Below are 24,783 nucleotides of genomic sequence, written 5' to 3' on the forward strand. Positions count from 1 at the left end.
TTATTAGATTATAAAAATAATTAGATTGCTAAAATTTCTGAAATCAGTAAAAGGTCTTTATTGATTTCGTTATGTTTTTTAATGGCTTCTTCTATTGGCGTATACGTCATATCGTTAGAGCGCATTCCTGCCATTACATTGCTTTGTCCATCCATTAATCCTACTACTGCACCATACCCAAGTCTGCTTGCTAAAACTCTGTCTGCACAGCTTGGAGAACCTCCTCTTTGCATATGTCCCAAAATTGCTACACGAATGTCATAGTCAGGGAATGTCAGCTTTGTTTTTTCTGCAAGTTCATAAACGTTGGCTAATTTTTCACCTTCAGCTACCACTACGATGCTTGATGCTTTTCCTGTTTTTTCAGCATTTCTGAATTTAGCGAAAAGCTCATCAATACTATCCTTTTTCTCAGGAATTAAGATATCTAAAGCACCTGTTGCCAATCCACTGTTTAAAGCAATGAAACCTGCATCACGACCCATTACTTCCACAAAGAAAACTCTGTTATGGGAAGTAGCCGTGTCACGGATTTTATCAATGGCATCCATTGCAGTATTCAATGCAGTGTCGTAACCGATGGTGTTATCCGTTCCGAAAATATCATTGTCGATCGTTCCCGGAATACCGATTACTCTGATACCGAATTCTTCATTAAAGATTTTGGCACCGGTAAACGTTCCGTCTCCACCAATACATACCAATCCGTCTATTCCAAGCTTTACGCAGTTATCGTAAGCTTTCTGACGGCCTTCTTTTGTTCTGAATTCAGCGGATCTGGCAGATTTTAGAATCGTTCCACCCTGGTTGATTATATTTTTTACGGAACGTGCTCCCATTTTCAGGAAATCATCGTTGATAAGGCCATTGTAGCCTTCTCTCACTCCGTAGCATTCGATATTATAGTAATTGGCGGTTCTTACCACGGCTCTTAATGCCGCATTCATACCCGGAGAGTCACCTCCTGAAGTAAGAACTGCAATCTTTTTTACAGCACTCTCTTTCATCAAGTAAAAAATTTCGAACACAAATTTACAAAAACAAGTTCAGATTATCGTAGTAACTTTCCAATAGTTTTGAATATAAATTATTAAAAGCTTCTGAAGTTTGTAGGTTTAAAAATATATCGTGCTGTTTTCGTTTCTGCAGCATTGATGTCAAGGTCATACCAGGGTGTAAGATAAGGATTAAATGTATTTGAGAGGACATGAACAGACTGAGCCGGCGTAAATCCTTCACTTAACAAAAACAGCTTTTTTCCTTCCTGATTCCTGCAGACCCCGGAAATAAAAACAATATGCCCCGGGCTGCCTGGTGTGATCAGAATATCTCCGGTTTTCAGATCAGAATTTTTCGTTACCGGTTTCGTTTCCTTATTTAGTGAAATCGTTCCGGCGTAATTAAAAATTAAATCCAGATAGTCTCTGAAGCTATGATAAGAATCGTCAAAAGCTGCCGTTTTTCTGAAACTTACAGAATTTCCGCTGACGAAAGCTCTTACTCCGTTTTTATAATCATTCCAGGAAAACAGGTCTCCGCTTGTAAAATGAAATTTTATCTCATCAAATTTTTTTGCTTTATAAAGATATTCAGCTCTCATACGAATAGCAGCATCGGCGCATTGCTGGAGATCCTTATTTCCAGTATCAAGATCAAAAACAGCTTCATGAAGGTGTTGGGTAGAAATAGGAGTGCCGTCATATTTTAAAATCTGAGTTCCATAAGGTTTCAGCTTAAAATTTTCAATAAAATATCCGAAAGAATCTGGTTTTTCTTCGACCCATGTATATCCTTCTGGAGGAGAAAATCTTTCACGGATGGTATTTTTATCTTTATGGATATTTAAAGCATTTTCGGCTGTCAAATTTTCGTTTCTATCAGACTTTTCTAAGAGCCTGCCATCCGGTTTTTCTTTACTGCAGTTCAAAGCTAGCGAGGCAATGAGAAGATTGAATATAATTTTTTTCATTATTAAGGATACTTGTGTTGAAATTTTTAACATTAACTAGCTTTAAAATTAAGTATTCAAATCATTGTTTATCAATTGGATAATAATATTAATGAAAATGAAAATAAACCATTCATTTTCTGATAGATTGGAAAGGAATATGTAATTTCAAGCGTTTATTTTTAATAATGTAAATATGGTAAAATATCTATTTGTTTTTTTATTAGGTTTCTCGATTAATATCTTTTCACAAAATTCTACAGAGAAAGTATTGTTTATCGGAAATAGTATGACGTATTTTAATAATATGCCGGATATTTTTTCCGGAATTGCCCAGTCAAAAGGAAGGACCATCCAGACTGTTCAGCATACCCCGGGGGGAACAGGTTTTGTAGATCATGTAAGCAACAGCACATTATATGATATTATCAGAAGCAATATTTTTGACAAAGTAGTCATGCAGCCGGGTACAGGTGAGTCCGGAGGAGCTAGTTTTCCGGTCAGTATTACAGCACAAAGAGGAAACCGTATAAAAGATTCTATCAAAAAATACAGTCCATGTGCGCAGATCTTTTTATATGAAATAAGCAATGGAATCGCTTCTGCCAATGCTTATCCGAACTATTATATTACCCAGCAAAAGATCAGAGATTCTATACACAAGATGTCCGGATTGATGCAGATTCCGATGATTCCTGCGGGGGAAGCTGCCAAGAAGCATTATCAGAGTACTCAGGACCTTCATTTACATTCCAGTTATGGAGATGTACATCCAAATTTGAATGGCAGCTACTTAATCGCTTCCGCTATATATGCTTCAATTTATCAGGAAAATATATCTCAAAGCTCTTATCTTGCCGGAGTTTCACAGGCTGATGCCGTATATTTTCAGGGAATTGCTGATGATGTTGTTCTTAACCATATCAACGACTGGAACCTTTCAAGTTTTAATCTTTTTTCAAATTTTAATTATAATATAAATGGTCTGAATGTGAATTTTCAGAACCAATCTGTAAACTTTACGAATGTTTTATGGAATTTTGGAGATGGTACAACTTCTGTACAACAGAATCCAGTTCACCAGTTTGCAGTACCTGGTACTTATAATGTCAGCCTATCTGCTTTTAGTGGGAACTGCCAGATAACTAAAATCAAACAAATTTCAACATCTCAATTATCTGTTAGTGAAGTGAATAGTAAAAAGCTGAAAATATATCCAAATCCAGCAACAGAATTTTTTAAAATTGAGAGTGCAGAGCTTATTTCAGCCATAGAAATTTATACAGCTTCAGGAAATATGGTAATGAAAAAGAAAAATATCAGATCGAAAGTCTATCAGGAAGACGTTTCCTCATACAGTTCTGGAATTTATTTTATTAAAATCCTTTTGGAGAATTCAGGCTGGGTACATTATAAACTCATCAAGGAGTAATTGATAGGAAATAAAGCTGTCAGTTTGAAAATCTCACGCGATCCTATTTTTACTTTTTATTTCTCTCAAATGTAACCGATTTTATAGAAGTCAGTGGAAAATCACACCTATATTACATTTGAGAGAGATAAAATAATTGGCTGCATTTACCTGTTTTCATCAATAGGAATTAAAAGTTTTCCCCAATCGTTTAACTGCCAAAGGATCCCAACCAATTTTTGTCCAAGTTCTGTAAGGGTATATTCCACACGTGGTGGCAGTTCATTAAATGATTGCTTTTCCAGAATACCATCCTCTACCATTTCGTTGAGTTGCTGATTCAGAACTCTTCGGTCAACCTTGGCGATTCCCCGAAGAAACTCACTCGGACGTTTTTTTCCTTCATTGATCTGCCATACAATAGGAATTTTCCATTTTCCACTAATCGTATTCACGGCTACTTCTAATGGGCAAATTTTATTTTCTTCAGCTCTTTCCTTTGTTTCCATAAAATTGACTTTTTTATCCCTATGGGTGAAAAATATGCGGTATTGCTTATATTCACTTAGTTTCAGATTTTTGTAAAATTAATCATAAAAGTGCTATGACAAAAAAACGAAAAGGCGCCCGCTCCATCAAAGAGATACCTCCGGATATTTTAGAACAATTGAATCGGGGAGACATTGAAACGGCAAATCTTACAGAGTGGCTTGCGGTAGATCAGAAGTTATTGTTAGAAAACTTACTTCAACAGAATAATCGTACAGAATATTTGAAGCCGGTTTTAGAAAATGTTGACCAACTGAAAAAGCAAACTGTTAATACCATTAATGAAGCTATCGGAGTTGGACTGCTTACTTTGGCAACAAAAAATAAAGATGATGAATTTCTACAGAAACTCTCAACCCATCCGGCAGATCTGGTACGTTGCTGGGCTGCTTATACAGTTGGAAGAAACGATGCATTGAAACTTAATGAAAAATTAAACAGAATTCAGGCATTCGCTCGTGATACTCATTTTGGAGTGAGAGAAATCTGCTGGATGACTGTACGACCTGATATCTCAAAAAATCTTGACGAATGTTTATCTATTTTATTAGAATGGACTCAGCATGACAATGAAAACGTCAGACGCTTTGCCAGTGAATCTACCAGACCAAGAGGCGTTTGGTGTGAGCATATCAATGTTTTAAAACAAAATCCGGGATTAGGACTGGAAATTTTAGAACCCTTACGATCCGATTTTTCCAGATATGTACAAGATAGTGTCGGTAATTGGCTGAATGATGCCAGTAAATCACAACCCGAGTTTGTCGTAGAAATCTGTGATGAATGGCTTCGGGAAAGTCCGACAAAAGAAACGCAATATATCGTCAAAAAAGCCTTGCGAACCATCAAAAAGTAAAAGTTATCCACAAAAATCAAATGTTGATGTATTTCTTTATTGCGTATATCACCTAATTTCAAGTTTTTAAATGATTTTTTTAAGCCCTTTATTCTCGTTGGGTAGGTAATAATCTGCTCTATTTTTTGGTAAAAGTAAGATTTAAAAAATTTTAATATTAACGGTATGTTAACTGAAAAAAGTTATCCACAATATTGATTTTCGATTAATGTGAATTATATCTAACATAAAATGAGTTGATTAGATGATGTGTTTCACAAGAGAGTTTGAAATGCCCTGTTTTTTCGTCGAAATAAAAAGTTATCCACAATATGGAATTATTGATTCAAATTTTAGACGGATATGGCAAGAATACAGGAGGAAATTGATCACTGAAAATCTACGTCATCCGCTTAATCAGCGAGCGCATAATTAAAGTTTTTGAGGATCTTTTTACCATTTCTCAGTCAAATACTTCCAGTATCTTTTTGGGACATGCTGAATATGGAGTTTCATATTTTTCCGTTCCACAATATTGGTTTTTGTAAAATATCGTTGCCAAAGAGTCTGGTAATTTTTTTCCTCATCATGGAATTTCTGCTGATACTGATTGAAATCCAGCTTTTCATCAGGAAAGAAGAAATCACAGCTTTCCAGGTCATAAAGAATTCCGTAATTTCTCCGTAAATCGTAGATCATCCATTTCTGATCCTGATAGCGATCATTAAAATGTTTTCGGATCAATGGAAGAACATTAAAGTCGGGATCTATTTTAGCGAAAAAAACATCATCTTTCATTTTTTCAAAACGGACAAAAGCGGTCATTCGGTGTCTTTCTCTGTCCACAGATTTACAGATTTTAGAAATTTTTAAAATATCAGAGTCTGCAAAATTTTCAAGAACATTTACTGCTGGATATTTGATGGATTGTCTGACAGTAGATAAGATGAGGTTTTCCAGCTCGGGATTTTCAGATAAAAAAACTTTTAAAAGCTGATGAATTCCGGATTTTCCAATATTTTGTTCCAATTTATTGACAACTCTCTCAGATTTTTCTGGCTGGGTAATGACTTCATGAATCTCCGCAAAAATATTTTCCTGATGAAATCTTTCCCTGTTTGCAATTTCAACATCTTTGTAACGATATTCAAAAACTTCAAATATCGCGGTGAAAAGACCGTCAAAACTTCCATCGTAAAGTAGGGTTGTCATGTATTTAATTAAAATTTAAAATTGAGTTGGTTTGTCATTCTGAATGAAATAAAATGAAGAATCTGGTTAATTGAAAAGATTCTTCCTTCGTCAGAATGACAAATGTGCTGTTATATCGAAGCAATAAATTAGTGATCATTCGTGAAAATGTTTGTGTCATTTGTGTTGAAGATCAAAATAAACTCAGTTGTTGGGAAAACTGATTGTGAAACTTCGATGAACTTCCACCTACTAACATCTTTCTAAAGTTTTTATCGGTTAAATATCTGAGATATGCATTCCCGGCATTGAAGTCAATGAAATATTTTGCCCGGTTGACAGCAGCTCCCAGTTTTTTCAAATGATCCATTGTTAAGATCTGAAAACGTCTTGCACTGACAATTTTCTGGGCCGTTTTTACCCCAATTCCCGGAATTCTTAGAATCATTTGGTACTCTGCGGTCTGTAGATTCACCGGGAACTGATCCAGATTTCGTAATGCCCAGCTTAATTTAGGATCTACCTCCAGGTCAAGGAAAGGAACATTCGGATCTAAAATCTCCTCCGCTTTGAAACCATAAAATCTCATCAGCCAGTCCGACTGATACAGTCGGTTTTCGCGAAGCATGGGAACCTCCGTTGTTAAAGATGGCAGCCTTTTATCTTCCAAAACCGGAACATACCCCGAATAATAAACCCTTTTCAGATTGAAATTTTTATAAAAATGATCGGCAACTTTGATGATTTGTAAATCATTTTCATTGGTTGCCCCCACAATCATCTGTGTAGACTGCCCTGCCGGAGCAAATTTGGGAACTTTCCTCAATATCTTTTTTTCATCCTGATACTGAATGATTCCTTTCTGAATATAGCGCATCGGGTTGATCATATCTTGTCTGTTCTTCTCAGGTGCCAGCAGCTTTAGTCCGCTTTCTGTGGGGATTTCAATATTTACCGATAATCTGTCTGCATACAAAGCCGCTTCCTGCATCAGCTCATCACTTGCTCCCGGAATAGATTTTAGATGAATATAACCATTAAAGTTTTCTTCCAGGCGAAGTTTTTTGGCAATTCTTACAAGCCTTTCCATCGTTGTATCTGCGTTTTTGAAAATTCCTGAGCTGAGAAACAACCCTTCAATATAATTTCTTCGGTAAAAACTAATGGTAAGATCTACGACTTCTTCTACTGTAAAAGCAGCTCTTTTAATATCATTTGAACTTCTGGAAACACAGTAGGCGCAATCGTAGATACAATGATTGGTCAATAAAATTTTAAGCAAAGAAACACATCTCCCGTCTTCTGTATAAGTATGACAAATCCCGCTTGCGGAACTGTCTCCTAAAGCCCCTTTTTTGTTCTTCCTCGTACCTCCGCTTGATGAACAGGAAACATCATATTTCGCTGCATCTGCAAGGATTTCAAGCTTTTCTTTAAGGCGTTCAAAATTCATACTTTTAAATGTTTGATATTAATTGTATCTAACTATTATTTTATTTTTGTTCAAATTTAGTTCCAAAATTGATAAATGTCAACCTTTTTTCATAGAAGTTATCAACAAAAAAGAACCTCAAAATCATTATATTTACGGCTCATTAAAGTTTATATCATGAATCATAAACCAATCGAAGGTTTTTCTAAGCTTCCAAAGCAGGGGAAAATCGAATGGCTCGTAAACGAATACCTTGAAGGAAACCAGGAATATCAAAATATATTAAAGCAGTATTGGAACGATGATGCAGATCTTCAGAAACTTCACGAAGAATTTTCTGAAAATACCATCTCCAATTTTTATATGCCCTACGGAATTGCTCCGAACTTTTTGATCGACGGAAAACTATTGGCACTTCCAATGGCTGTTGAAGAAAGTTCTGTAGTAGCAGCCGCTTCCAAAGCCGCAAAATTCTGGATCGATAAAGGAGGTTTTAAAACAACCATTATCAATACTGAAAAACTGGGACATACCCACTTTATTTTTAATGTAGAGCCTCACAAACTATTACATTTCTTTAATTTTAATTTAAAGAAAAAGTTATTTGAAATAACAGAAGATATTACCGCAAACATGAGAAAACGTGGTGGTGGTATTCTTAATATCGCTCTGGTTGATAAAACTGCAGAAATGCCGAATTATTACCAGTTGAAAGCAAGCTTTGATACAGTAGACTCAATGGGAGCGAACTTTATCAATTCTTGTCTGGAGCAGTTCGGGAAAACATTGAGACAGGAAGTTGCTACCAGCGAAGACTTTACTCAGGACGAAAAGAATTCATTGCAGATCGTAATGAATATCCTTTCCAACTTTACTCCTGACTGTATCGTGAGAGCTGAGGTTTCCTGTAAAATGGAAGATTTAAAAGATGACAGTGGAATTTCTCCTGAAGAATTTGCTTCTAAATTCAAACAGGCAGTTACCATTGCAGAAATTGAACCTTACCGTGCTACGACACACAATAAAGGAGTAATGAACGGAGTAGATGCTGTTGTGATTGCTACCGGGAATGACTTCAGGGCTACAGAAGCCTGCGCACATGCTTATGCCGCGAGAGACGGGCAATACAGATCTCTGACACACTGTACTACAGACAACGGAGTTTTCAGATTCTGGATTGATCTTCCTATTTCTGTTGGGGTAGTAGGAGGGCTTACCAATCTTCACCCATTGGTAAAATTCTCTTTAGCACTTCTTGGAAAACCTTCTGCGCAGGAATTGATGAGTATTCTGGCTGTTTCAGGTCTAGCCCAAAACTTTGGGGCGTTACGTTCTTTGGTAACCACAGGAATCCAGAAAGGACATATGAAAATGCACCTATTAAATATTCTGAACCAATTGGGAGCTACCGAAGAAGAAAAACAGCACTTTGTGACGTATTTCAAAGATAAAACGGTAAGCCATCATGAGGTGATCAATGAGTTTAACAGAATGAGAGGAAACTAATGTTACAGATCATTTTGCCAATTGTATTCCTTCTCTTCGGATTTTTTTAAAGAAAACGAATAATGAAGGCTTCAGAAGCTCCAAGAGATTTGCCAATATGTTTATCATCCTGGGAATTTCTACTTTGGTTGCCAAGTTCATTTTAATGTACCTAAAATCAAAATAGTGAAAAAAAGTATTGTATTCTTCCTGATGATTTCCGGTTTAAGCTTTTCGCAGCAGAAAAGTGTGAAAATAAATGATTTGCAGCCGAAATCTGAAAACTTTGTATTTCCTGTTGTTACCTATGCAGGAAATCCGGAGGTTGCCAGTAAGATCAACACATTTCTTCAGGTAAACGAATTGGAATATATTCCGAACTCAGGTGGAAATCCTTTTAAACTGGCTTCTACAGCAACGAATTCATACTCCAATTATGTTTATTTTTATAATTGGGAGAAATTGGAAACGCCTAAAAATATTTTAAGTATAGGGATCAATGGGGAAGCTTCGGGAGCGTATCCTGAAGAATTTTCAGACTGGAAAAATTTCGATCTGAGAACAGGAAACTATATTAATGCTGAAGATTTATTTCAATCAAACAGCACCAAAACGGTCAATGGTTTGATCCAAAAGAAAGTCAAAAAAAGAGTGAATGACTTTCTTGTTACATTGAAATCTGAAAAAAATCCGCCAGAAGAAGTTCAGGATCAGATTGGGTTGTATGAAGGGTGCTTCATGGATTATACTTTGAATGGGATCAGATATTTTTTTGGAAAGGATAAAATTACTTTTGTGGCAGGCAGATGCTCCAACCATGCGATGCGGGCATTGGATGATCTGGGAAGCCACGAACTTGAATTTACCTATAAAGAACTTGAAAAGTATTGGAACCCTTATGCGAAAAACCTGATTTCCGGCTCTGAAAAAGTTGATAGAACAGGTCCTGGGAACAAATTGTTCAAAGGGAAAATTGATGGGAAATATCCTATTACAGTTTTATTTAACGAAATCAATGAGGATGATTCCTTCTCAGCCACCTATTGGTATGATAAGAATAAGAAGCCAATCAATTGGAGAGGAGAATTTGTTCATGACCATTTTTCTATCACAGAAGATGATTATCATAGTGAAGAACTGAAAGAATGGATCCCAAGAGCTTTGGTGGAAGCCGACCTGAAGGGAAATAAAATCATTGGAACGTGGCAAGATCATAAAACAAAAAAATATTTAACCTTAGAATTAGAAGAGTTATAAAATGAAAACAATTACTTTAGTTTTTGGAGCGGTTTACGGAATGGTATCTGTGATCCTGGGGGCATTCGGAGCGCATGCTTTAAAGAAAATATTAGCTGTGGAAAGACTGGAAAGTTTTGAAACAGGAGTACGATACCAGATGTATGCAGCTTTTTTCCTGCTGATCATCGGATATATCTTAAAATTTGAAACTTCTACTGAAAAATGGACTTCCATTTTGATGATTGCAGGAACACTTTTATTCTCTGTGAGCATCTATTTCCTGAGCATGCAGGATTATTTAGGAATGAATCTTAAATTCCTGGGACCTATTACACCGCTTGGAGGATTGATGATGATTTTAAGCTGGGGAATGCTTATTTTTTATTTTACTAAAAATAGAATTTAATCTTGCCATTCAGACAAAAAAGGAAATCTACAATATATTATGTAGATTCTTTATTGAAGAATTCCACCATGGCTCATCGTTTTTTACTGTTTTTTGTTGCTCTCATGATTTCTTGTTTAAGTGTTCAAAAAATGAATGCACAAGGAAAGAAACTGCAGAATAGTACTATTATAATAGAAGTAAAAAATATACAAAAACGTTTTTCAGATAGTGTTAAACGTTATGATTACAAAAAAGATGCGGCTTTATATCGTCAAAAGTATGGAGGCTTTTACGGTGAAAAATTAAAGGATCTAAAAGATTTGTATCAAAGCATCTATGACAAAGAGGTGATCATCGGAAAAACAGATCCCAGTATTTCTTTTAAAACAGCGAGCGGAATACAGGTTGAAAACAATGTGTCTCAAACAGGAATTACGCCTCCGAAGGAAGTGAAAAATAAATCCGTTGATATTGCTGAGGTTGAAAACTACCAACAGCTTGAAGAGTTGAAAAAACAATTGACACTTGATTTTCCCATTTATTTACTGGATGATTTTTATGGAGAAAACTATCGTTGTAAATTGAATTTTACAATTGATGTGGATGGGAAGTTCAAAAAAGTAAAATATAGTGAATCATCTAATACAGAATTCAGCATCATTAGTGCCTTGTTCCTGTATGCAATCGGAGGCTTGGAAAAGCCTTTGCTTTATAACAAAAAACCGATTGTTCAAAACTTTACGCAGCCCATTATATTAAGATTCGAATAAATAAAATACGTTTTATCAAACTGTAATAATCAGTAAAGACAAATGATAATATTCTTTTACTATTTAAAATAAATTAAAATGAAAATCAATAGAAGAAGACGTTTAATCAAAACATTTGATCTTTTGGATCAACCCATCAGATTTAACCCGTTTGTGTTCAGCCGTACTTTTTTTATGTGGGCAGTTACAGGTCTTGTAGGCGGTATCATTGCCGGTGGATATTGGATCGTGTTGGAGCATTTCACCGAGTTTCTGGCTGAATTTCAAGGTTGGCAGGTGATTCCAACAATGGCAATCTGTGGATTGCTGGCTGGGCTGGTGATTCATTTTATTGGTGATCCCGGAGAAATTCATTTGATTGTTAATAACATCCGATTCAATAAAGGAAAACTGGATCCAAAGAATAATCCTTCAATGATCCTTTCTTCTCTTTTTTGTGTAGCATCAGGAGGAAGTTTGGGACCGGAAGCTCCCTTGGTACAGGTCACTGGAAGCACCGGAACCTGGCTGGGGAAAATTTTCAGATTAAAAGGAGAAGAGCTGAGGTCTTTGAGCATTGCCGGGATGGCTTCAGGTTTTACAGCATTGTTTGGAGCTCCGCTGGGAGGAAGTCTTTTTTCTCTTGAAATTCTGCATCATAAACATGCTGTAGAGTATTATAAAGCCATTATTCCTGCATTGGTAGCAAGCTGTTTCAGCTATCTGATGTTTGCTTTGATCATCCATTTGGGAATTGGAGCAGCCTGGGATCTGAAAGCATATCATTATGCGGGAGTATACGACTTCGCTTATGCCACAGCCTTTGGAATCGTGGGAACTTTATTCGGATGGATCTTCATTTTTGTAGTCAAATTTTTCAAAAAAGTTTTTGAATACAGACAATTTCCTATTTACATAAAAACATTCGTAGGGGGAATTATTCTAGGAATTATCGCCTATAATTTTCCGATTACAAGATACTTCGGACATAACGAAATCAACCAGCTGATCGGCGGGAATTTCGGATTGAATTTTTTAATCTTAGTTCTGATTTTTAAAATATTGGCTATTGCCATTACGGTGACTTCCGGATGGAGAGGAGGTTTTATTATTCCCTTGTTTTTTGTAGGGACAACGTTGGGATTAATTATCCACAATTTATTCCCAACCGTAGATACCACTTTAGCAATTGTAAGCTGTATGGCAGCCATCAATGCCTGTGTGACCAGAACCCCGATGAGTACCACCATCATTTTGGGAACTCTTACCGGATTTACCTATTTTGTGCCCATATTATTTGCGAGCCTGACAGGATATTTCCTGGCTCCGAAAATTCCATTCATTGGATCTCAGTCTGAGAAATTGGCGGAAGAATAGGAATATTTGTCTATACAATAATTTCTGATGTATTTTTAAGATCAGAATATCAATAAAAAAAGTTCAGGAAATTCCTGAACTTTTTGGTTTTATAAAATGAAATTTTCTTTCATCCATTTAAGCTTATTGAAGCTTTTGAGAAATTTTGTTTTGATGGAAATAAATTTTTCCTGTGCCTCAATCATTTTATTTTCTCTCGAATTGATCAGGAAAAGTGAGCTTTCACCGTTTGTGTACTTTGTTTCTTCTGCAGTAAGAAGTTTTTGATAATTCACGAGATTGTTTTGTGAAAGGCTCATTTGAGCATGATAATTGACAAGTTCGTTCTTATAGGTTTCAATCTTAGTCGTAAGTTCTCTCTTTTTGAATTCAGTATCAAGTTTATTTTGTTCTATTTTAATTTTAGCCATTTGATAACTGGCTTTGGCTTCCCTTTGAAATATAGGAATCTCAAGCTTTAAGCCATATTGGAAATTGTTATCAAAAAGTGGGAGATAATCTGTCTGATAGTTTTCTTTGTTGAAAAAATTATAAGTGAAATCAAGTTTAGGAAGAAAGCTCTGCCATTTCAGTTTCCGCTCACTTTCTAAGATATGATGTTTCTGATGATAATAATATACAGACCAATGATTGCCGGCTTCTTTTGTTTTGATTTCCTGTAATAGGAATTCAAAATCTGAGTAAGCGGTATGATCTGAAAGGTGATCTGCGGGATAAATAAGCTGTGAGATTTCATAAATTTCACGATTCTCTTTCCATAGAAATAACTGCAGCTGCTGGGTGTTTTTGATAAAGTTTAAATAAGCTTCTTTCTGCTTAAGTTCAAAGCTCTGTAGTTGTGAAGACGCTTCAACGGTATCTATAGCTGCTCTTTCTCCATATTCAAAAGTTTTTTGGGTAAACTTCAAACGCTTTCTGCTGATCTCAACTGCTTGGGTCTGTATCTGGTAAATTTCGAAGCTTTGTGTCCATTCCCAATAGGTGTTTTCTGCTTCAAGAAGAAGTTCATTGGTTAATACAATTTGTTTAGCTTCTGTCATTTTTAAAGCAAATTTTGACTGATCCAATACGGCTCTTCTTTTATCATACAAAAAATTTTTAGCCAAAGGAACTGTGATTCCCATACTGTAAAGCCCTCCTTTGGTTTCACTGGAATTGAGTTTTTCTCCATCCAGGTATTGATATCCTGCTGTAAGATCAATCCCATACCAGGTGGGAATCCCCAACTCGATATTTTTCTGTCTGTAATACGGCACTCCGTCAATGTTTTTTTCTCCAAGTTTTCCTCCCAAAACCGGGTCGAAGCTTCCTCTGGCTTTAGTAATCTCTGATTGAGCTATTTTATTTTGAAGCTGATATTTCAATGCCAGCGGATGATAACTCTTTACCACCTCCAGAAACTCCTGTGCTAAAATCATGAGAGAATCCTGAGCTTTACTATATTGGGAAAAAAGTAGGATTAGTATAAAAAGAAGCTTATTTTGTTTTTTCATATTTAGCGGCTTGATCATTTTTCACTTCATAATAATCCGGTGGGAAGCCGTTGATATTTCTCCACAGTTCATACCAGATAGGAACATCATTCAGAATGGCAATTCCCTGTACTCCAGCTCCCATTTTAATTTTAGGAGGCCATCTTTTTTCATCTTTATCCTCAATGACCAGGGCTTTAAAAAGTCCGTTTGCACTGATGTTGCTTTCCACGGCAACCACTTCACCTGCAAATGTTCCGTAGCTGGAGTTGGGCCATCCCGAAAATACAATAGCCGGAAAACCGTCAAAGATACACATGACGCGCTGCCCTTCTTTAACAAGCGGAAGGTCTACCGGTTTTATAAAAATCTCTACGGCATAATCTAGTGTGGTAGGGACTATGGTTCCTATGTTTTCACCCTCTTTTAAAACTTCGCCAATCCCTGTTTTGTTGAGTTGTATAACCTGACCGTCCTGCGAAGCAATGATGAAATATAGGCCCTGTCTTGCTTTATAGTTGGCTACCTGGTTTTCAAGTTTGGCGATATCTCCCTCACTGCCTTCAATTTGTCCCATGTTTTGAAAGCGGTCTCCTTCTATTTTACTGAGCTTCTCCGTATAATCCTGAATCACAGCATTCTGTTCAATTCCTATATTGATAATTTCTTGGCGGGTTTGGGCTGTTTTATTTTCTGAAGCTGTTTTTTTGGCGATGGCATTCTGATAGGAGATATTTCTCTGTTGAAACTGGGTAAGGGAAACTAAACCTTCATCATACATTTTTTTCTGCCGGGTAAACTGATCCTCGGAGAGTTTAAGCTCATTGGTAGCTGCTTCCAGTTCAGCCTCTTCACCGGTAAGTTTGTTGTTTAGCTGGCTGATTTTGATCTTTAGCTGGCTAAGCTTTAGCTCTCTTGCTGAGTGTAATGCCTGAAGCTGGCTTTTAACAGTTCCTACTTTAGCTTCATAGAAATTCCTGACTCCTTTTTTAGCATTTACCTGCTCTTGTGTTCTCTGTACTAAAAGAGGATCCAAATAATCTTCTTTAATCTCTGAAAGTTGCAGCAAAGTATCTCCTTTTTTTACATAATCTCCATTTTTCACATTCCATCTGATAATTTTTCCTGGAATAGGAGAGTGGAGTTGTTGCGGACGCTGTTCCTGATAAAGAGACGTTACATTTCCTTTTACTTTTATGTTCTGGGTCCAGGGAAGGAATAAAGTAATAATTCCCCCAATGAAGATAAAAAAGAACCATCTTTTTACCCTTGATTTCTTATGGATATGATATATTTTGTCAAATGACTGTAATTCCATTTTACTGTTATTTTTGATATGTTTTTAAAGTGCCGTTTTCCAGATGAATATGCTGATCGGCATATTGCAGAAGTTCAGGATCCTGTGACACAATAATTATTGTCGTTTTTTCTTTTATCTGTTGGAGATATTGTATCATTTTATCCTGATATTCTTCATGGATTCCCACAAAAGGATTTTCGAGAATAATGAGCCTTTTTTCTCCAAGAAGAGCGCGCAGAAGCAGTATTTTTTTCTTTGAACTGAAAGTGATTTCAGAATCAGTCTCGCTTACCTCAGTGAAGAATCCACTGCTGAACATACTGGAAATATTTTCTATTCCTATATTTTCTGAGAGTTCAAGAATATCTTCCGTATGGCTTTTGGAGTTGCCCAATATGATATTCTCTTTCACCGTTCCCTGAATGATTTTCATATTTTCAAGGTACAAGCCTATATTATTTCTAAATTTCTGCTTATCAATGTTTTTTAAAGGAATTCTGTCCAATAGTATTGTTCCTGAGCTGGGCTCGAAAAATCCTGTGATCATATTGAGAAGCAGTGTTTTTCCAGCTCCCAACTTACCTGTTAAAACCGTAATGCTGTTTTCCCGAATTTTAAAATTCAAATCTGAAAGGATAGAGCTACTTTCATTAAATGAAAAACTAACATTTTTAAATTCTATCTCTGTCCCCTTTTCTTTCTGAGATAATACAATTTCACCGTTAGGCTCTTCTTTAAGCTCTGTGATTTTTGAAAGTTTGGCAAAAGAGGCAATAAGATCATAGTAACTCTCAAGACTTACAATCAGTTTTTCTACCGCAGACATAATGCTTAAAACAACAATCTCTGTGGCAATAAAGGCTCCGATATTCAGTTTCTGATTGATCAGAAGATTGGTCCCAATAGCTAGCATGGCTAATGTAATAATCACTTTAAAAGCGATAATGGTCTTGTACTGGAATACAAGAATTTTAAAATGAGAAGTTCGGTGCTTCAGATATTCTACCACTCTCTCATCGGTTCCTTTTAAGTGGGGGTAATTCTCAGAATGCATTTTGAAGGTCTTCACAGATCCTGCAATATCTTCTATCCAGGCGGCGGTATCATATTTTTTGTTGCTCTCTTCAATACTTGATTTGATCCCGTTTTCCATAGTATAGCGGAAGATAATCACCACAGAAATAATCACCAGTGCTCCGAAGACCAAAAACCAGAGGTGATAAAAAGAAAGCAAAAGAATTCCGAAAACAATCTGGATCAAAGCAGTGGGAATTTCCAACAGAATTTTTGAAATTCCTTTCTGCAGATTTTGAATGTCAAAAAAGCGGTTGACCAGCTCCGGGAGATAATATTTTCTGGTATAAGAAAGATCTGCTTTGGGTATTTTATCTGCGATAGCGATAGAAAATTCTACAAATATTTTCTGCTGGATTTTTTCAATAATCTGTATTACCTTTAACCTGAAATATCCGGCAAGCCATGTTCCTGCAACGACAAAAAAGATGAGAATGTAAATAGACGTTGCCATAGTAGCTCCAATCACAAAACTTACAATGGATTGTATTCCCAAGGGAACACTCAATAAGACAAGACCGTTGAGGATTGCATAAAAATAAATATTTGTGACATCCTTTTTTTCTTTTGTAATGTAACGGATCAGTCGTTTACCCTGTTCATTTGCTGTTATTTCCATTTTTCTTATTTAGTAGAGTTTTATGTTTACCCGCTTTGTATCTTTCAATAAAAAGAGTAATATTATTTTATAAAATATAGAATAGGAGGCCTTTTTTAGATCGCTTACATAAGATATCTGATATCAAAGATTCTCTGACACAGATAAAAATGATTGATAAATAAATACTTTTTTTAAGCCAGACTTAATGATCTGTTTTGATTTTTTACTATCAATTCTGCGAGGTCTTATTTTTTCTGAATTCTGAAAATCAAGGTTTCCGTGTATTGTGAATTTTATCTGAAAACTCATGTCATATATCTCTGTTATTTCGGGGTTTCAAAGATAATAGATGGGATTTGTTAATATTCTTATCTACATTAGAATGGGATTAAAATGTTATTAGAATATGGGGCTCGGATTTCATTTTTTTATGATCATTATCATATTATTCATAGATTCACCGCTTTGAATCTGAGAAGATCGTCCCTAAAGTTGCAGAATGAATTAAAAGTTCGACAAATTTCTTTTTAACCTTGTTCATTTTTAGTAAATTTGTCAACCTTTAAATTTTTAAATAAAATAATAAAAATAATATGAATCTTCACGAGTATCAATCAAAAGAGATTTTATCAAAGTATGGAGTAGCTATCCAACGTGGTTTCGTTGCAAACAACGTAGATGAAGCTGTAGCAGCTGCTGAGAAATTGACTGCTGAAACTGGAGCGCAGGCTTGGGTTGTAAAAGCACAGATTCACGCAGGTGGACGTGGTAAAGGTGGGGGTGTTAAGTTCTCTCCAAACATGGATAAACTTAAAGAAAACGCTCAGAACATCATCGGAATGCAGTTGATCACTCCACAAACTTCTGCTGAAGGTAAATTGGTAAATTCTGTATTGGTGGCAGAGGATGTTTATTATCCTGGAGAATCTGAAACTAAAGAATTTTATGTTTCTATTCTTTTAGACAGAGCTGAAGGTAAAAATACAATCGTATATTCTACTGAAGGTGGTATGGATATTGAGCACGTTGCTGAAGTAACTCCTCATTTGATCCACAATGAATTGATTGATCCTACTTTAGGACTTCAAGGTTTCCAGGCTAGAAAAATTGCTTTCAACTTAGGTCTTGAAGGGAATGCTTTCAAAGAATTCACAAAATTCATTACTTCTCTATATAACGCTTATGTAGGAATTGATGCTTCTCTTTTCGAAATCAACCCAGTTTTGAAAACTTCTGATAACAAAATTATCGCTGTAGATGCTAAAGTAACTTTGGATGGTAACTCATTGTTCCGTCACAAAGATCTTGAAGCTCTTAGAGATACAAGAGAAGAAGATCCTATCGATGTTGAAGCTGGTGAAGCTGGTCTTAACTTCGTAAAACTAGACGGTAACGTTGCTTGTATGGTAAACGGAGCTGGTCTTGCAATGGCAACTATGGATATCATCAAATTGTCAGGTGGTAACCCTGCTAACTTCCTTGACGTAGGAGGTACTGCAGATGCTCAGAGAGTACAGACTGCTTTTGGAATCATCTTAAGAGATCCAAACGTAAAAGCAATCTTGATCAACATCTTCGGAGGTATCGTAAGATGTGACAGAGTAGCGCAGGGAGTTGTAGATGCTTACAAAGCTATGGGTAGCCTTCCGGTTCCATTGATCGTAAGATTACAAGGAACTAATGCTGTAGAAGCTAAAAAACTAATTGACGAGTCTGGTCTTCCGGTACACTCTGCAATTACTTTAGAAGAAGCTGCAAACAAAGTAAAAGAAGTTTTAGCATAATCTAAAATTTTCAAATAAATAAGAAACCGTTCCATTTTTGGAGCGGTTTTTTTATTGGATAAACACATATCGGCGCAAAATTTTATCATTATAATTTTCTCGCAGACCACACGGATTACGTAGATTTTTATGTATCTGCGTAATCTGCAAAATCAGCGTGAAAAATGAAGTATACAATTTTATCGGAGATAAAATCTTTGCGTCTTAAAACCTTAAAAAGTAGTGTGGAAGAATTAATTGCGCCTTTGCGATATCCAACTTTTATTAATAGTCTAAAAAAAGACCACTTCAAAATTTGAAATGGTCTTAATGTTTTTATAAATAATCTTACTTATCCTGATGACTTTCAGATAGAATATTATCTCCACTTGTAATACTGATGCTCGTAGGAGTTACCAACAGAATTTTATCTGCATCAAAGCGTTCTTTAATGCCTAAATATGCTTTACTTCTAACCTGCGCAAGATTGGCCCCTATTTTTATCCAGAACTTCACCTGAAGATTAAATGCACCTTGTTTCAGATCTGTGAAGATCACTTCTACTGTATCTAACTTATCTACATTATCAAGATTTTTAACGACATCAAGAATTCCTTTCTGTGCTTTGCTGATATCTTCATCGGCAGGGATTTCAAAATTTAAAATAATCCTGCGTTGTGGCGAAGCTGTAATATTATAGAAAGGAGCATTGAAAACGACCTGGTTGGGGATATATGCTTTCTTCCCATCATCGGTAAGAATTTTGGTGGTTAAAAAACCAATTTCCTGTACCGTACCGGAATGCGCTCCGATGGTAATATAATCTCCCACTTTATAGGCTTTGTCAATACCGATCAGCATACCGGAGAATATACTTGAAACAAGATCTTTTAAAGCGACTCCGGCAATAACCCCTGCTACTCCTAAACTTCCGATAAACTTCCAAAGAAAACCACTGAAACCCATTATTTCAAGGGCTATAAAGGTTCCCATCAGCATGATCAGAAATCGAAATATGCTGATTAAAGTAACCAGAGAACTTTCTTTTTGGCTTTTAGGGAAAAATTTGTGAAATAGTTTTACGGCGGCCTGACTTAGATATTTACTGGTAATCAAAAAGAACGTAAATACTAAAATGCCGACAATTAGTTTTGGGGTAAGTTTTGCAAAAGTTACATACCAATTCTCTAATACCTTGTACACCAAGTCAATATAGGTGAGTCCGGTTTTCTCCATGAATAAAAATTTAGTTAAATATATAAATTTTCAGCAAAAAATTTGCCAGTTCCAAAAAGTCTACTAAATTTGTAGACTATAAAAGAGGAATATTATGTCGATCAAACTAGGAGATACAGCACCCAACTTTCAGGCAGAATCATCTTTAGGTGATATCAATTTCTATAATTATTTAGGAAATTCATGGGGAATTTTATTTTCGCACCCGGCAGATTATACTCCGGTATGCACTACAGAATTGGGCTATACAGCAAAATTGCAGCCTGAGTTTGATGCCAGAGGAACAAAGGTGATAGCGTTAAGCGTAGATGGAGTAGAAGACCACCAAAACTGGGTGAAAGATATTAATGAAACGCAGAATACAAATGTATTGTTTCCTATTATCGCAGATAAGGATAGAAAGATTTCTGAACTCTACGATTTTATTCACCCGAACGCATCAGCTACCGCTACTGTTCGCTCTTTATTGATTATTGATCCAGACAAAAAAGTAAGACTGATTATTACCTATCCGGCCTCTACAGGGAGAAATTTTAATGAGATCCTTAGAGTGCTGGATTCTTTACAGTTGGTAGATAATTATCGCGTGGCTACACCTGTTAATTGGAAAAATGGTGAGGATGTTATTATTCCGCCCACCATTTCTACAGAGGAAGCCCGGAAAATATTCCCAAAAGGGGTAACGGAAATAAAGCTGTACTTAAGATATACCCCGCAACCTAATACATGATTTATTTGATTTTTTATAGTTTAGTTTTAATTTGTACGAAAATCGCCTCGAAAAATTTTTCGAGGCGATTTCAATGTATACTTATGTATGTATAGTAAAGTGTTTGATTACTTTACTTCATTAACAACTTGCTTAGCTTTAGAGGTAGGTAAATAAATACTAAACCCTAGGTTAAAAGTAATGTTTGATGTTAAACCTTGATTTCCAAAACCTGTAACACCAGCATATTTTACTAAACCTTCTAGACCAATATTTGGAGTGATAAAGTAAGAATACCCTGGTCCTGCACCAAAGTCAAGACCTGTTGTAGAGTTACCTCCTTTGCTGATAGAATAACCACCAACACCTAAGTTACCTTCGAAAAACCATCTTCCGTGGTGTAATAAGTTATTTACTCCTTGTTCTCCAGGAGAAAGATAATAACGTCCTAAAGCTCCTACGCCATAATCAAACCTAGTATTAGAGGTATTAGAAGATTTGCCAATGCCTAAATTAACATATCCCCAACAGCTACGTTATCTTCGATAAAATAAGCTCCTTTGGGTTGTAGGTTAATTTGGTATCCACCACCTGTATTCAGTCCAAAATTACTTGTTGCCAAGCTGCTTCCTACCATCCAATTACCTTTCTGAATCTGAGCGTTTGCAGTTGCTGTTAAGCCTGCTACGGCTAATATCCCTGTTAAAATAAGTTTTTTCATAATTTATTATTTTAATAATTAAATGTTTATTATTCACGAATTATAGAAAAGACAATAAATGTGCCATACTCTTAATTTTACGTAATTTTTCTAAATAAACGTTAATATTGTAAGGTGGATTTATTTTATTTTTTTAACATATTTAATGGTAATATCGTAACGATAAATATTCTTTGAAATAAAAATGATAAAATTTTATGATAAAAATTTAGTAATGAAAATGCTTGCTTTTTCCTTCTTTTGGCTTTCTAATATTGTTATATAAATAAAAGAATGATAGAAATAATAAGACCGGCAATAGTAAATTTGATTCCACGCTTGAATGCTTTGGTCTTAGGATTGAACATCCAGAAACTTGAAATTACAAAAAAGAAAAGAGAAACTCCGAAGAACACACTTAACGGGGAGATCGCATCTTTAGACTGAGATTTGTGAAGAGAAACCATTTTATCTAGTACGAAAGGTAATTCCTTCTTAGTATACTTTGCCTTTCCGGTTGCGCTGTCATACGTTCCCTGCTTAAAATAAAGAACACTTCCTTCTGTTTTCTCTACTTCAAGACCTTTCATCTTCAGCTCTTTTTTCAGTTCTTTCTCTGAAAGGTTGGCAGCGATGTTTTTTTCATATTTCTTTTCATTCTTAAGAAAATCTGTGTCTCTGTAAACCAGAAGAATTCCGCTTAATGCATACACAGCCATAATACCTGCAAGGAAATATCCCAGATAACGGTGGGTGATTCTCATAAAGCTTCTTGTGTCTTTAATCTTGTCCATATCTTATTGTTTGTTTTTGTTTTTAAATTTCAAAAGTGGAAACTGCAAAAATGCAATTTCCACTTTTAATGAAAGAATTATTATATAAAGAATTCTAAAGTTTGTACGTCAAAGTAAAATAATAGTTTCTCGGAGTGATTGGGTTCACAGAATAATTTTCGTGAACATTGTAGTTCACAACATCAAACAGGTTCCCCACTCTTCCTTGGATAGAGAACTTCTTCCACTCGTAGCCAACTGATACAGAAACTGTTGTGTAGTCTTTTAGATCAAACATTCTACTCACATTGTTTCTACTAGTGTTTGTAGATTTTGTGTCATTCCATCCAGCGATTCTGTCTCCAATGAAGTAAACTCCAGCTCCAACTTTTAATCCTTTTACATAGTTTGTAAATTTATAGAAAACGGAAGCATTCGCTGTTGTAGCAGGTGTTCTTACCAATCTTTGGTTTTCAACATATCCCTTTTCAGGAGTGTCAGTATAAACGGAATTGTTATAAGAGAAACCTCCGATTATAGATAAGTTTTCTGTCGGATTTCCTGTAATATCTAATTCAACACCACGGCTTCTCATATTTCCTGCAAATTCTTTAAGATTCGTATCTGTTGAATTTACCGGAGCTCCGTTTGGAGTAGAAGCGAACCAATAGGTTTGATAATAATTATTGTACATAATCTGGTAAGCCGTTAAGTTAACAGCTAAAGCATTGTTCCAGAAATTCTTTTTAACACCAATTTCGTATTGATCAACTGTTGATGGTTTTATGCTTTGTCTTGATAAAGTAGCTAACTGATTTTGAACTTGCGCAGCTGGTTGATTGGTATTTACTGTATTAAATTGATCTGAAGTATATCCTGCATTTGAAGCAAATGAGTTAGTATACGTTGCAAACACTGAAAGGTTTTCATTAGGAGCATACACCAACCCTACTTTTGGAGAAAATGCATTGTCCGCAGTTGAGGAATTGGATACTTCAAATTTTTCATTTGCCGTAAAACGAGTAGTCAATGTAGGCATATTTTCTACATAAGACCATCTTAAACCTGCAATAACTTTAAGTTGTTTTGTTAAGCTAATGAAATCTTGTGCATATACCCCGATTCTTCTTGTGTTAATTCTGTTTCTTGTATTAAGGGTAGAACTTGGCATGTCAACACTTCCCCATGTTGAAGGATCATCTAAGAATAAAACATTAGAAGTAGCACCTAAAGTATAGGTATAAGCATCTGCCTGGCTGTAATCTGCATCAGCACCAATCAAAACTTTATGGTTGATTTTTCCTGTATTGAATTCACCGTTTAAGTTTACTTGTGCAGAAGTATAGTTTTGTTCATTGTACGTTTTACCAAAAGGTCTGTTCCATGAAAGTCTGGTAGCAGTAGGCGAGCTGTAGCCCCATTGTACTCTTTCAGAAGAAAAATAATCCTTAGTATAGTTTTGGTAAGAAGCATTAGCATTCAAAGACCATCTTTCGTTAAATTGATGATTAAAAGTTACATTCGTAGAAGCTTGCTGTACGTTTTGATATTGCCAGTCAGTTCCGAAGAAAGCATTTCTGGAAACAACATCATTCAACCTATAGCTTTGGTCTTTTTCAGTAATAGATCCAGTCCCGAAATCCGGGGTGAAATTATTTTTAAGATAATCTGCCTCAACAATTAATTGAGATTTTTCACTTAAATTAAATAAGAATGAAGGATTGAAGTAGTATTTTTCAGATTGTACAACATCTCTGAAACTTTCAGCATATTCGTAAGTTCCATTTATTCTGAAAGCAACATTCTTAGATAGTGGTCCGTAAATATCAACTGTTGGTTTGTAAGAATTCCAGCTTCCACCATTTAATCCTACACTTCCGCCAAAATTGAATTTAGGCTTTTTCGTAATCATATTAATAATACCTCCGGCAGCAGTATTTCCATAAAGCATTGCGTTGGCTCCTTTTAATACTTCCACTCTTTCAAGACCACTTACTTCAGGGAAAACTCCACTGTTTATCCTTGCTCCATTCTTGAAAATATTGTCATTTCCTAAGATAAAACCACGTCCACCAAAACTGTCCTGAGAATTACCTCGGGATGAAGTAATGTACATTCCGTTTATATTCTGAAGAACATCACTCAACTGTTTTGCCTGCTGCTGCTCAATAATTTCATGAGTAACAATGGCAATAGGTTGAGGGGTTTCCATTACCGTCAAATTAGATTTTGTTGAAAATGGCTTTGCCTGGTTTGGATTTCCTGTTTTATGAAGATTAATATCCTCAATGGTCTGAGTTCTGATGGTATCTGCTTCAGCATTTTTCATCTGCGAACTCGCTGAAACAGCGATAAATAGAAGACCTAAAGAAAGTAATTGTCTTTTCATATTATTTTTATGTAGAACAGTTTTAAATAAGGCGCAAATGTAAGTATTTGTTTAGAATAGATAAAAATAATTTTATGATTTAAATCATATTCTGTTAATAATGGCATGGATTATTTCTATAGTTACTTTATACGAAGGGATAGAGAATTTTTTATGAATATA

Annotated in this window: 21 protein-coding genes; 9 read left to right on the forward strand and 12 right to left on the reverse strand. The window is 35.6% G+C overall.

Annotated features, from left to right (window positions below):
• Nucleotides 1-20: 20 nt before the first annotated feature.
• Complete coding sequence (pfkA, locus tag LF886_RS05225) at nucleotides 21-1,007, reverse strand: 6-phosphofructokinase (protein WP_236853016.1); 987 nt, start codon at nucleotides 1,005-1,007, stop codon at nucleotides 21-23.
• A gap of 83 nt (nucleotides 1,008-1,090) precedes the next feature.
• Nucleotides 1,091-1,969, reverse strand: a complete 879-nt coding sequence (locus LF886_RS05230) for a DUF4846 domain-containing protein (protein WP_236853017.1) — start codon at nucleotides 1,967-1,969, stop codon at nucleotides 1,091-1,093.
• A 175-nt stretch (nucleotides 1,970-2,144) separates the two neighbouring features.
• Here LF886_RS05230 and LF886_RS05235 point away from each other — a divergent pair, with 175 nt between their 5' ends.
• Entirely contained in the window at nucleotides 2,145-3,380 is a 1,236-nt protein-coding gene (locus tag LF886_RS05235) for a T9SS type A sorting domain-containing protein (protein WP_236853018.1), read from the forward strand.
• Between the two features lie 146 nt (nucleotides 3,381-3,526).
• Here LF886_RS05235 and LF886_RS05240 read toward each other — a convergent pair whose 3' ends face one another.
• A complete protein-coding gene (locus tag LF886_RS05240; protein ID WP_236853019.1) occupies nucleotides 3,527-3,868 on the reverse strand; it encodes a winged helix-turn-helix transcriptional regulator in 342 nt (113 codons plus the stop codon).
• A gap of 95 nt (nucleotides 3,869-3,963) precedes the next feature.
• Here LF886_RS05240 and LF886_RS05245 point away from each other — a divergent pair, with 95 nt between their 5' ends.
• Complete coding sequence (locus LF886_RS05245; protein ID WP_236853020.1) at nucleotides 3,964-4,764, forward strand: DNA alkylation repair protein; 801 nt, start codon at nucleotides 3,964-3,966, stop codon at nucleotides 4,762-4,764.
• Nucleotides 4,765-5,196: 432 nt separating this feature from the next.
• Here the strand turns inward: LF886_RS05245 and LF886_RS05250 are convergent, their stop codons facing one another.
• Entirely contained in the window at nucleotides 5,197-5,955 is a 759-nt protein-coding gene (locus LF886_RS05250) for a TIGR03915 family putative DNA repair protein (RefSeq protein WP_236853021.1), read from the reverse strand.
• Nucleotides 5,956-6,127: 172 nt separating this feature from the next.
• Nucleotides 6,128-7,387, reverse strand: a complete 1,260-nt coding sequence (locus LF886_RS05255) for a putative DNA modification/repair radical SAM protein (RefSeq protein ID WP_236853022.1) — start codon at nucleotides 7,385-7,387, stop codon at nucleotides 6,128-6,130.
• Nucleotides 7,388-7,543: 156 nt separating this feature from the next.
• Between LF886_RS05255 and LF886_RS05260 the strand changes: the two genes are divergently transcribed.
• The 5 genes from LF886_RS05260 (at nucleotide 7,544) to LF886_RS05280 (ending at nucleotide 12,604) form a co-directional block, all read left to right on the forward strand.
• Nucleotides 7,544-8,872, forward strand: coding sequence for a hydroxymethylglutaryl-CoA reductase, degradative (locus tag LF886_RS05260; RefSeq protein ID WP_103233114.1), 1,329 nt, complete (start codon nucleotides 7,544-7,546; stop codon nucleotides 8,870-8,872).
• Between the two features lie 165 nt (nucleotides 8,873-9,037).
• Nucleotides 9,038-10,108, forward strand: a complete 1,071-nt coding sequence (locus LF886_RS05265) for a hypothetical protein (RefSeq protein ID WP_236853023.1) — start codon at nucleotides 9,038-9,040, stop codon at nucleotides 10,106-10,108.
• A gap of 1 nt (nucleotide 10,109) precedes the next feature.
• On the forward strand, nucleotides 10,110-10,496 hold the full coding sequence (locus LF886_RS05270; RefSeq protein ID WP_236853024.1) for a DUF423 domain-containing protein: 387 nt from the start codon (nucleotides 10,110-10,112) through the stop codon (nucleotides 10,494-10,496).
• 131 nt (nucleotides 10,497-10,627) lie between these two features.
• Nucleotides 10,628-11,248, forward strand: coding sequence for a hypothetical protein (locus LF886_RS05275; RefSeq protein WP_236853025.1), 621 nt, complete (start codon nucleotides 10,628-10,630; stop codon nucleotides 11,246-11,248).
• 78 nt (nucleotides 11,249-11,326) lie between these two features.
• Nucleotides 11,327-12,604 carry a chloride channel protein gene (locus tag LF886_RS05280; protein WP_236853026.1) on the forward strand — a complete coding sequence of 426 codons (1,278 nt, stop codon included), beginning with the start codon at nucleotides 11,327-11,329 and terminating at the stop codon, nucleotides 12,602-12,604.
• Nucleotides 12,605-12,693: 89 nt separating this feature from the next.
• Here the strand turns inward: LF886_RS05280 and LF886_RS05285 are convergent, their stop codons facing one another.
• Genes LF886_RS05285 through LF886_RS05295 form a run of 3 tightly spaced genes read right to left on the reverse strand, consistent with a single transcriptional unit; the run spans nucleotide 12,694 to nucleotide 17,069 of the window.
• Nucleotides 12,694-14,097, reverse strand: a complete 1,404-nt coding sequence (locus LF886_RS05285) for a TolC family protein (protein ID WP_236853027.1) — start codon at nucleotides 14,095-14,097, stop codon at nucleotides 12,694-12,696.
• On the reverse strand, nucleotides 14,081-15,394 hold the full coding sequence (locus LF886_RS05290) for an HlyD family secretion protein (RefSeq protein WP_236853029.1): 1,314 nt from the start codon (nucleotides 15,392-15,394) through the stop codon (nucleotides 14,081-14,083). Before LF886_RS05290 ends, LF886_RS05285 begins: the two co-directional genes overlap by 17 nt.
• Nucleotides 15,395-15,401: 7 nt before the next feature.
• Nucleotides 15,402-17,069 (reverse strand): peptidase domain-containing ABC transporter, encoded by a 1,668-nt coding sequence (locus LF886_RS05295; RefSeq protein WP_236853031.1) that lies wholly within the window; start codon nucleotides 17,067-17,069, stop codon nucleotides 15,402-15,404.
• A gap of 575 nt (nucleotides 17,070-17,644) precedes the next feature.
• Between LF886_RS05295 and sucC the strand changes: the two genes are divergently transcribed.
• Entirely contained in the window at nucleotides 17,645-18,835 is a 1,191-nt protein-coding gene (gene sucC, locus LF886_RS05300) for an ADP-forming succinate--CoA ligase subunit beta (protein WP_103233118.1), read from the forward strand.
• A 327-nt stretch (nucleotides 18,836-19,162) separates the two neighbouring features.
• Here sucC and LF886_RS05305 read toward each other — a convergent pair whose 3' ends face one another.
• Entirely contained in the window at nucleotides 19,163-20,050 is an 888-nt protein-coding gene (locus tag LF886_RS05305) for a mechanosensitive ion channel family protein (RefSeq protein WP_236853032.1), read from the reverse strand.
• A 94-nt stretch (nucleotides 20,051-20,144) separates the two neighbouring features.
• On the opposite strand from LF886_RS05305, the gene LF886_RS05310 reads away from it, so the two are divergent.
• Nucleotides 20,145-20,780 carry a peroxiredoxin gene (locus tag LF886_RS05310; RefSeq protein WP_236853034.1) on the forward strand — a complete coding sequence of 212 codons (636 nt, stop codon included), beginning with the start codon at nucleotides 20,145-20,147 and terminating at the stop codon, nucleotides 20,778-20,780.
• A 487-nt stretch (nucleotides 20,781-21,267) separates the two neighbouring features.
• Here LF886_RS05310 and LF886_RS05315 read toward each other — a convergent pair whose 3' ends face one another.
• The 3 genes from LF886_RS05315 to LF886_RS05325 form a co-directional block, all read right to left on the reverse strand.
• Nucleotides 21,268-21,480 (reverse strand): hypothetical protein, encoded by a 213-nt coding sequence (locus LF886_RS05315; RefSeq protein WP_236853036.1) that lies wholly within the window; start codon nucleotides 21,478-21,480, stop codon nucleotides 21,268-21,270.
• 257 nt (nucleotides 21,481-21,737) lie between these two features.
• Complete coding sequence (locus LF886_RS05320; RefSeq protein ID WP_103233122.1) at nucleotides 21,738-22,253, reverse strand: hypothetical protein; 516 nt, start codon at nucleotides 22,251-22,253, stop codon at nucleotides 21,738-21,740.
• 94 nt (nucleotides 22,254-22,347) lie between these two features.
• Nucleotides 22,348-24,621, reverse strand: a complete 2,274-nt coding sequence (locus tag LF886_RS05325) for a TonB-dependent siderophore receptor (protein ID WP_236853038.1) — start codon at nucleotides 24,619-24,621, stop codon at nucleotides 22,348-22,350.
• Nucleotides 24,622-24,783 lie beyond the last annotated feature (162 nt).

It is taken from the genome of Chryseobacterium sp. MEBOG07 (genome assembly GCF_021869745.1).
GTDB lineage: Bacteria > Bacteroidota > Bacteroidia > Flavobacteriales > Weeksellaceae > Chryseobacterium > Chryseobacterium viscerum.

Bases quoted from the DNA above. Each gene is read 5' to 3' on its own strand.
- pfkA (WP_236853016.1), bottom strand. From the start codon at position 1,007: ATGAAAGAGAGTGCTGTAAAAAAGATTGCAGTTCTTACTTCAGGAGGT.
- LF886_RS05230 (WP_236853017.1), bottom strand. From the start codon at position 1,969: ATGAAAAAAATTATATTCAATCTTCTCATTGCCTCGCTAGCTTTGAAC.
- LF886_RS05235 (WP_236853018.1), top strand. From the start codon at position 2,145: ATGGTAAAATATCTATTTGTTTTTTTATTAGGTTTCTCGATTAATATC.
- LF886_RS05240 (WP_236853019.1), bottom strand. From the start codon at position 3,868: ATGGAAACAAAGGAAAGAGCTGAAGAAAATAAAATTTGCCCATTAGAA.
- LF886_RS05245 (WP_236853020.1), top strand. From the start codon at position 3,964: ATGACAAAAAAACGAAAAGGCGCCCGCTCCATCAAAGAGATACCTCCG.
- LF886_RS05250 (WP_236853021.1), bottom strand. From the start codon at position 5,955: ATGACAACCCTACTTTACGATGGAAGTTTTGACGGTCTTTTCACCGCG.
- LF886_RS05255 (WP_236853022.1), bottom strand. From the start codon at position 7,387: ATGAATTTTGAACGCCTTAAAGAAAAGCTTGAAATCCTTGCAGATGCA.
- LF886_RS05260 (WP_103233114.1), top strand. From the start codon at position 7,544: ATGAATCATAAACCAATCGAAGGTTTTTCTAAGCTTCCAAAGCAGGGG.
- LF886_RS05270 (WP_236853024.1), top strand. From the start codon at position 10,110: ATGAAAACAATTACTTTAGTTTTTGGAGCGGTTTACGGAATGGTATCT.
- LF886_RS05275 (WP_236853025.1), top strand. From the start codon at position 10,628: ATGAATGCACAAGGAAAGAAACTGCAGAATAGTACTATTATAATAGAA.
- LF886_RS05280 (WP_236853026.1), top strand. From the start codon at position 11,327: ATGAAAATCAATAGAAGAAGACGTTTAATCAAAACATTTGATCTTTTG.
- LF886_RS05285 (WP_236853027.1), bottom strand. From the start codon at position 14,097: ATGAAAAAACAAAATAAGCTTCTTTTTATACTAATCCTACTTTTTTCC.
- LF886_RS05290 (WP_236853029.1), bottom strand. From the start codon at position 15,394: ATGGAATTACAGTCATTTGACAAAATATATCATATCCATAAGAAATCA.
- LF886_RS05295 (WP_236853031.1), bottom strand. From the start codon at position 17,069: ATGGAAATAACAGCAAATGAACAGGGTAAACGACTGATCCGTTACATT.
- sucC (WP_103233118.1), top strand. From the start codon at position 17,645: ATGAATCTTCACGAGTATCAATCAAAAGAGATTTTATCAAAGTATGGA.
- LF886_RS05305 (WP_236853032.1), bottom strand. From the start codon at position 20,050: ATGGAGAAAACCGGACTCACCTATATTGACTTGGTGTACAAGGTATTA.
- LF886_RS05310 (WP_236853034.1), top strand. From the start codon at position 20,145: ATGTCGATCAAACTAGGAGATACAGCACCCAACTTTCAGGCAGAATCA.
- LF886_RS05315 (WP_236853036.1), bottom strand. From the start codon at position 21,480: ATGAAAAAACTTATTTTAACAGGGATATTAGCCGTAGCAGGCTTAACA.
- LF886_RS05320 (WP_103233122.1), bottom strand. From the start codon at position 22,253: ATGGACAAGATTAAAGACACAAGAAGCTTTATGAGAATCACCCACCGT.
- LF886_RS05325 (WP_236853038.1), bottom strand. From the start codon at position 24,621: ATGAAAAGACAATTACTTTCTTTAGGTCTTCTATTTATCGCTGTTTCA.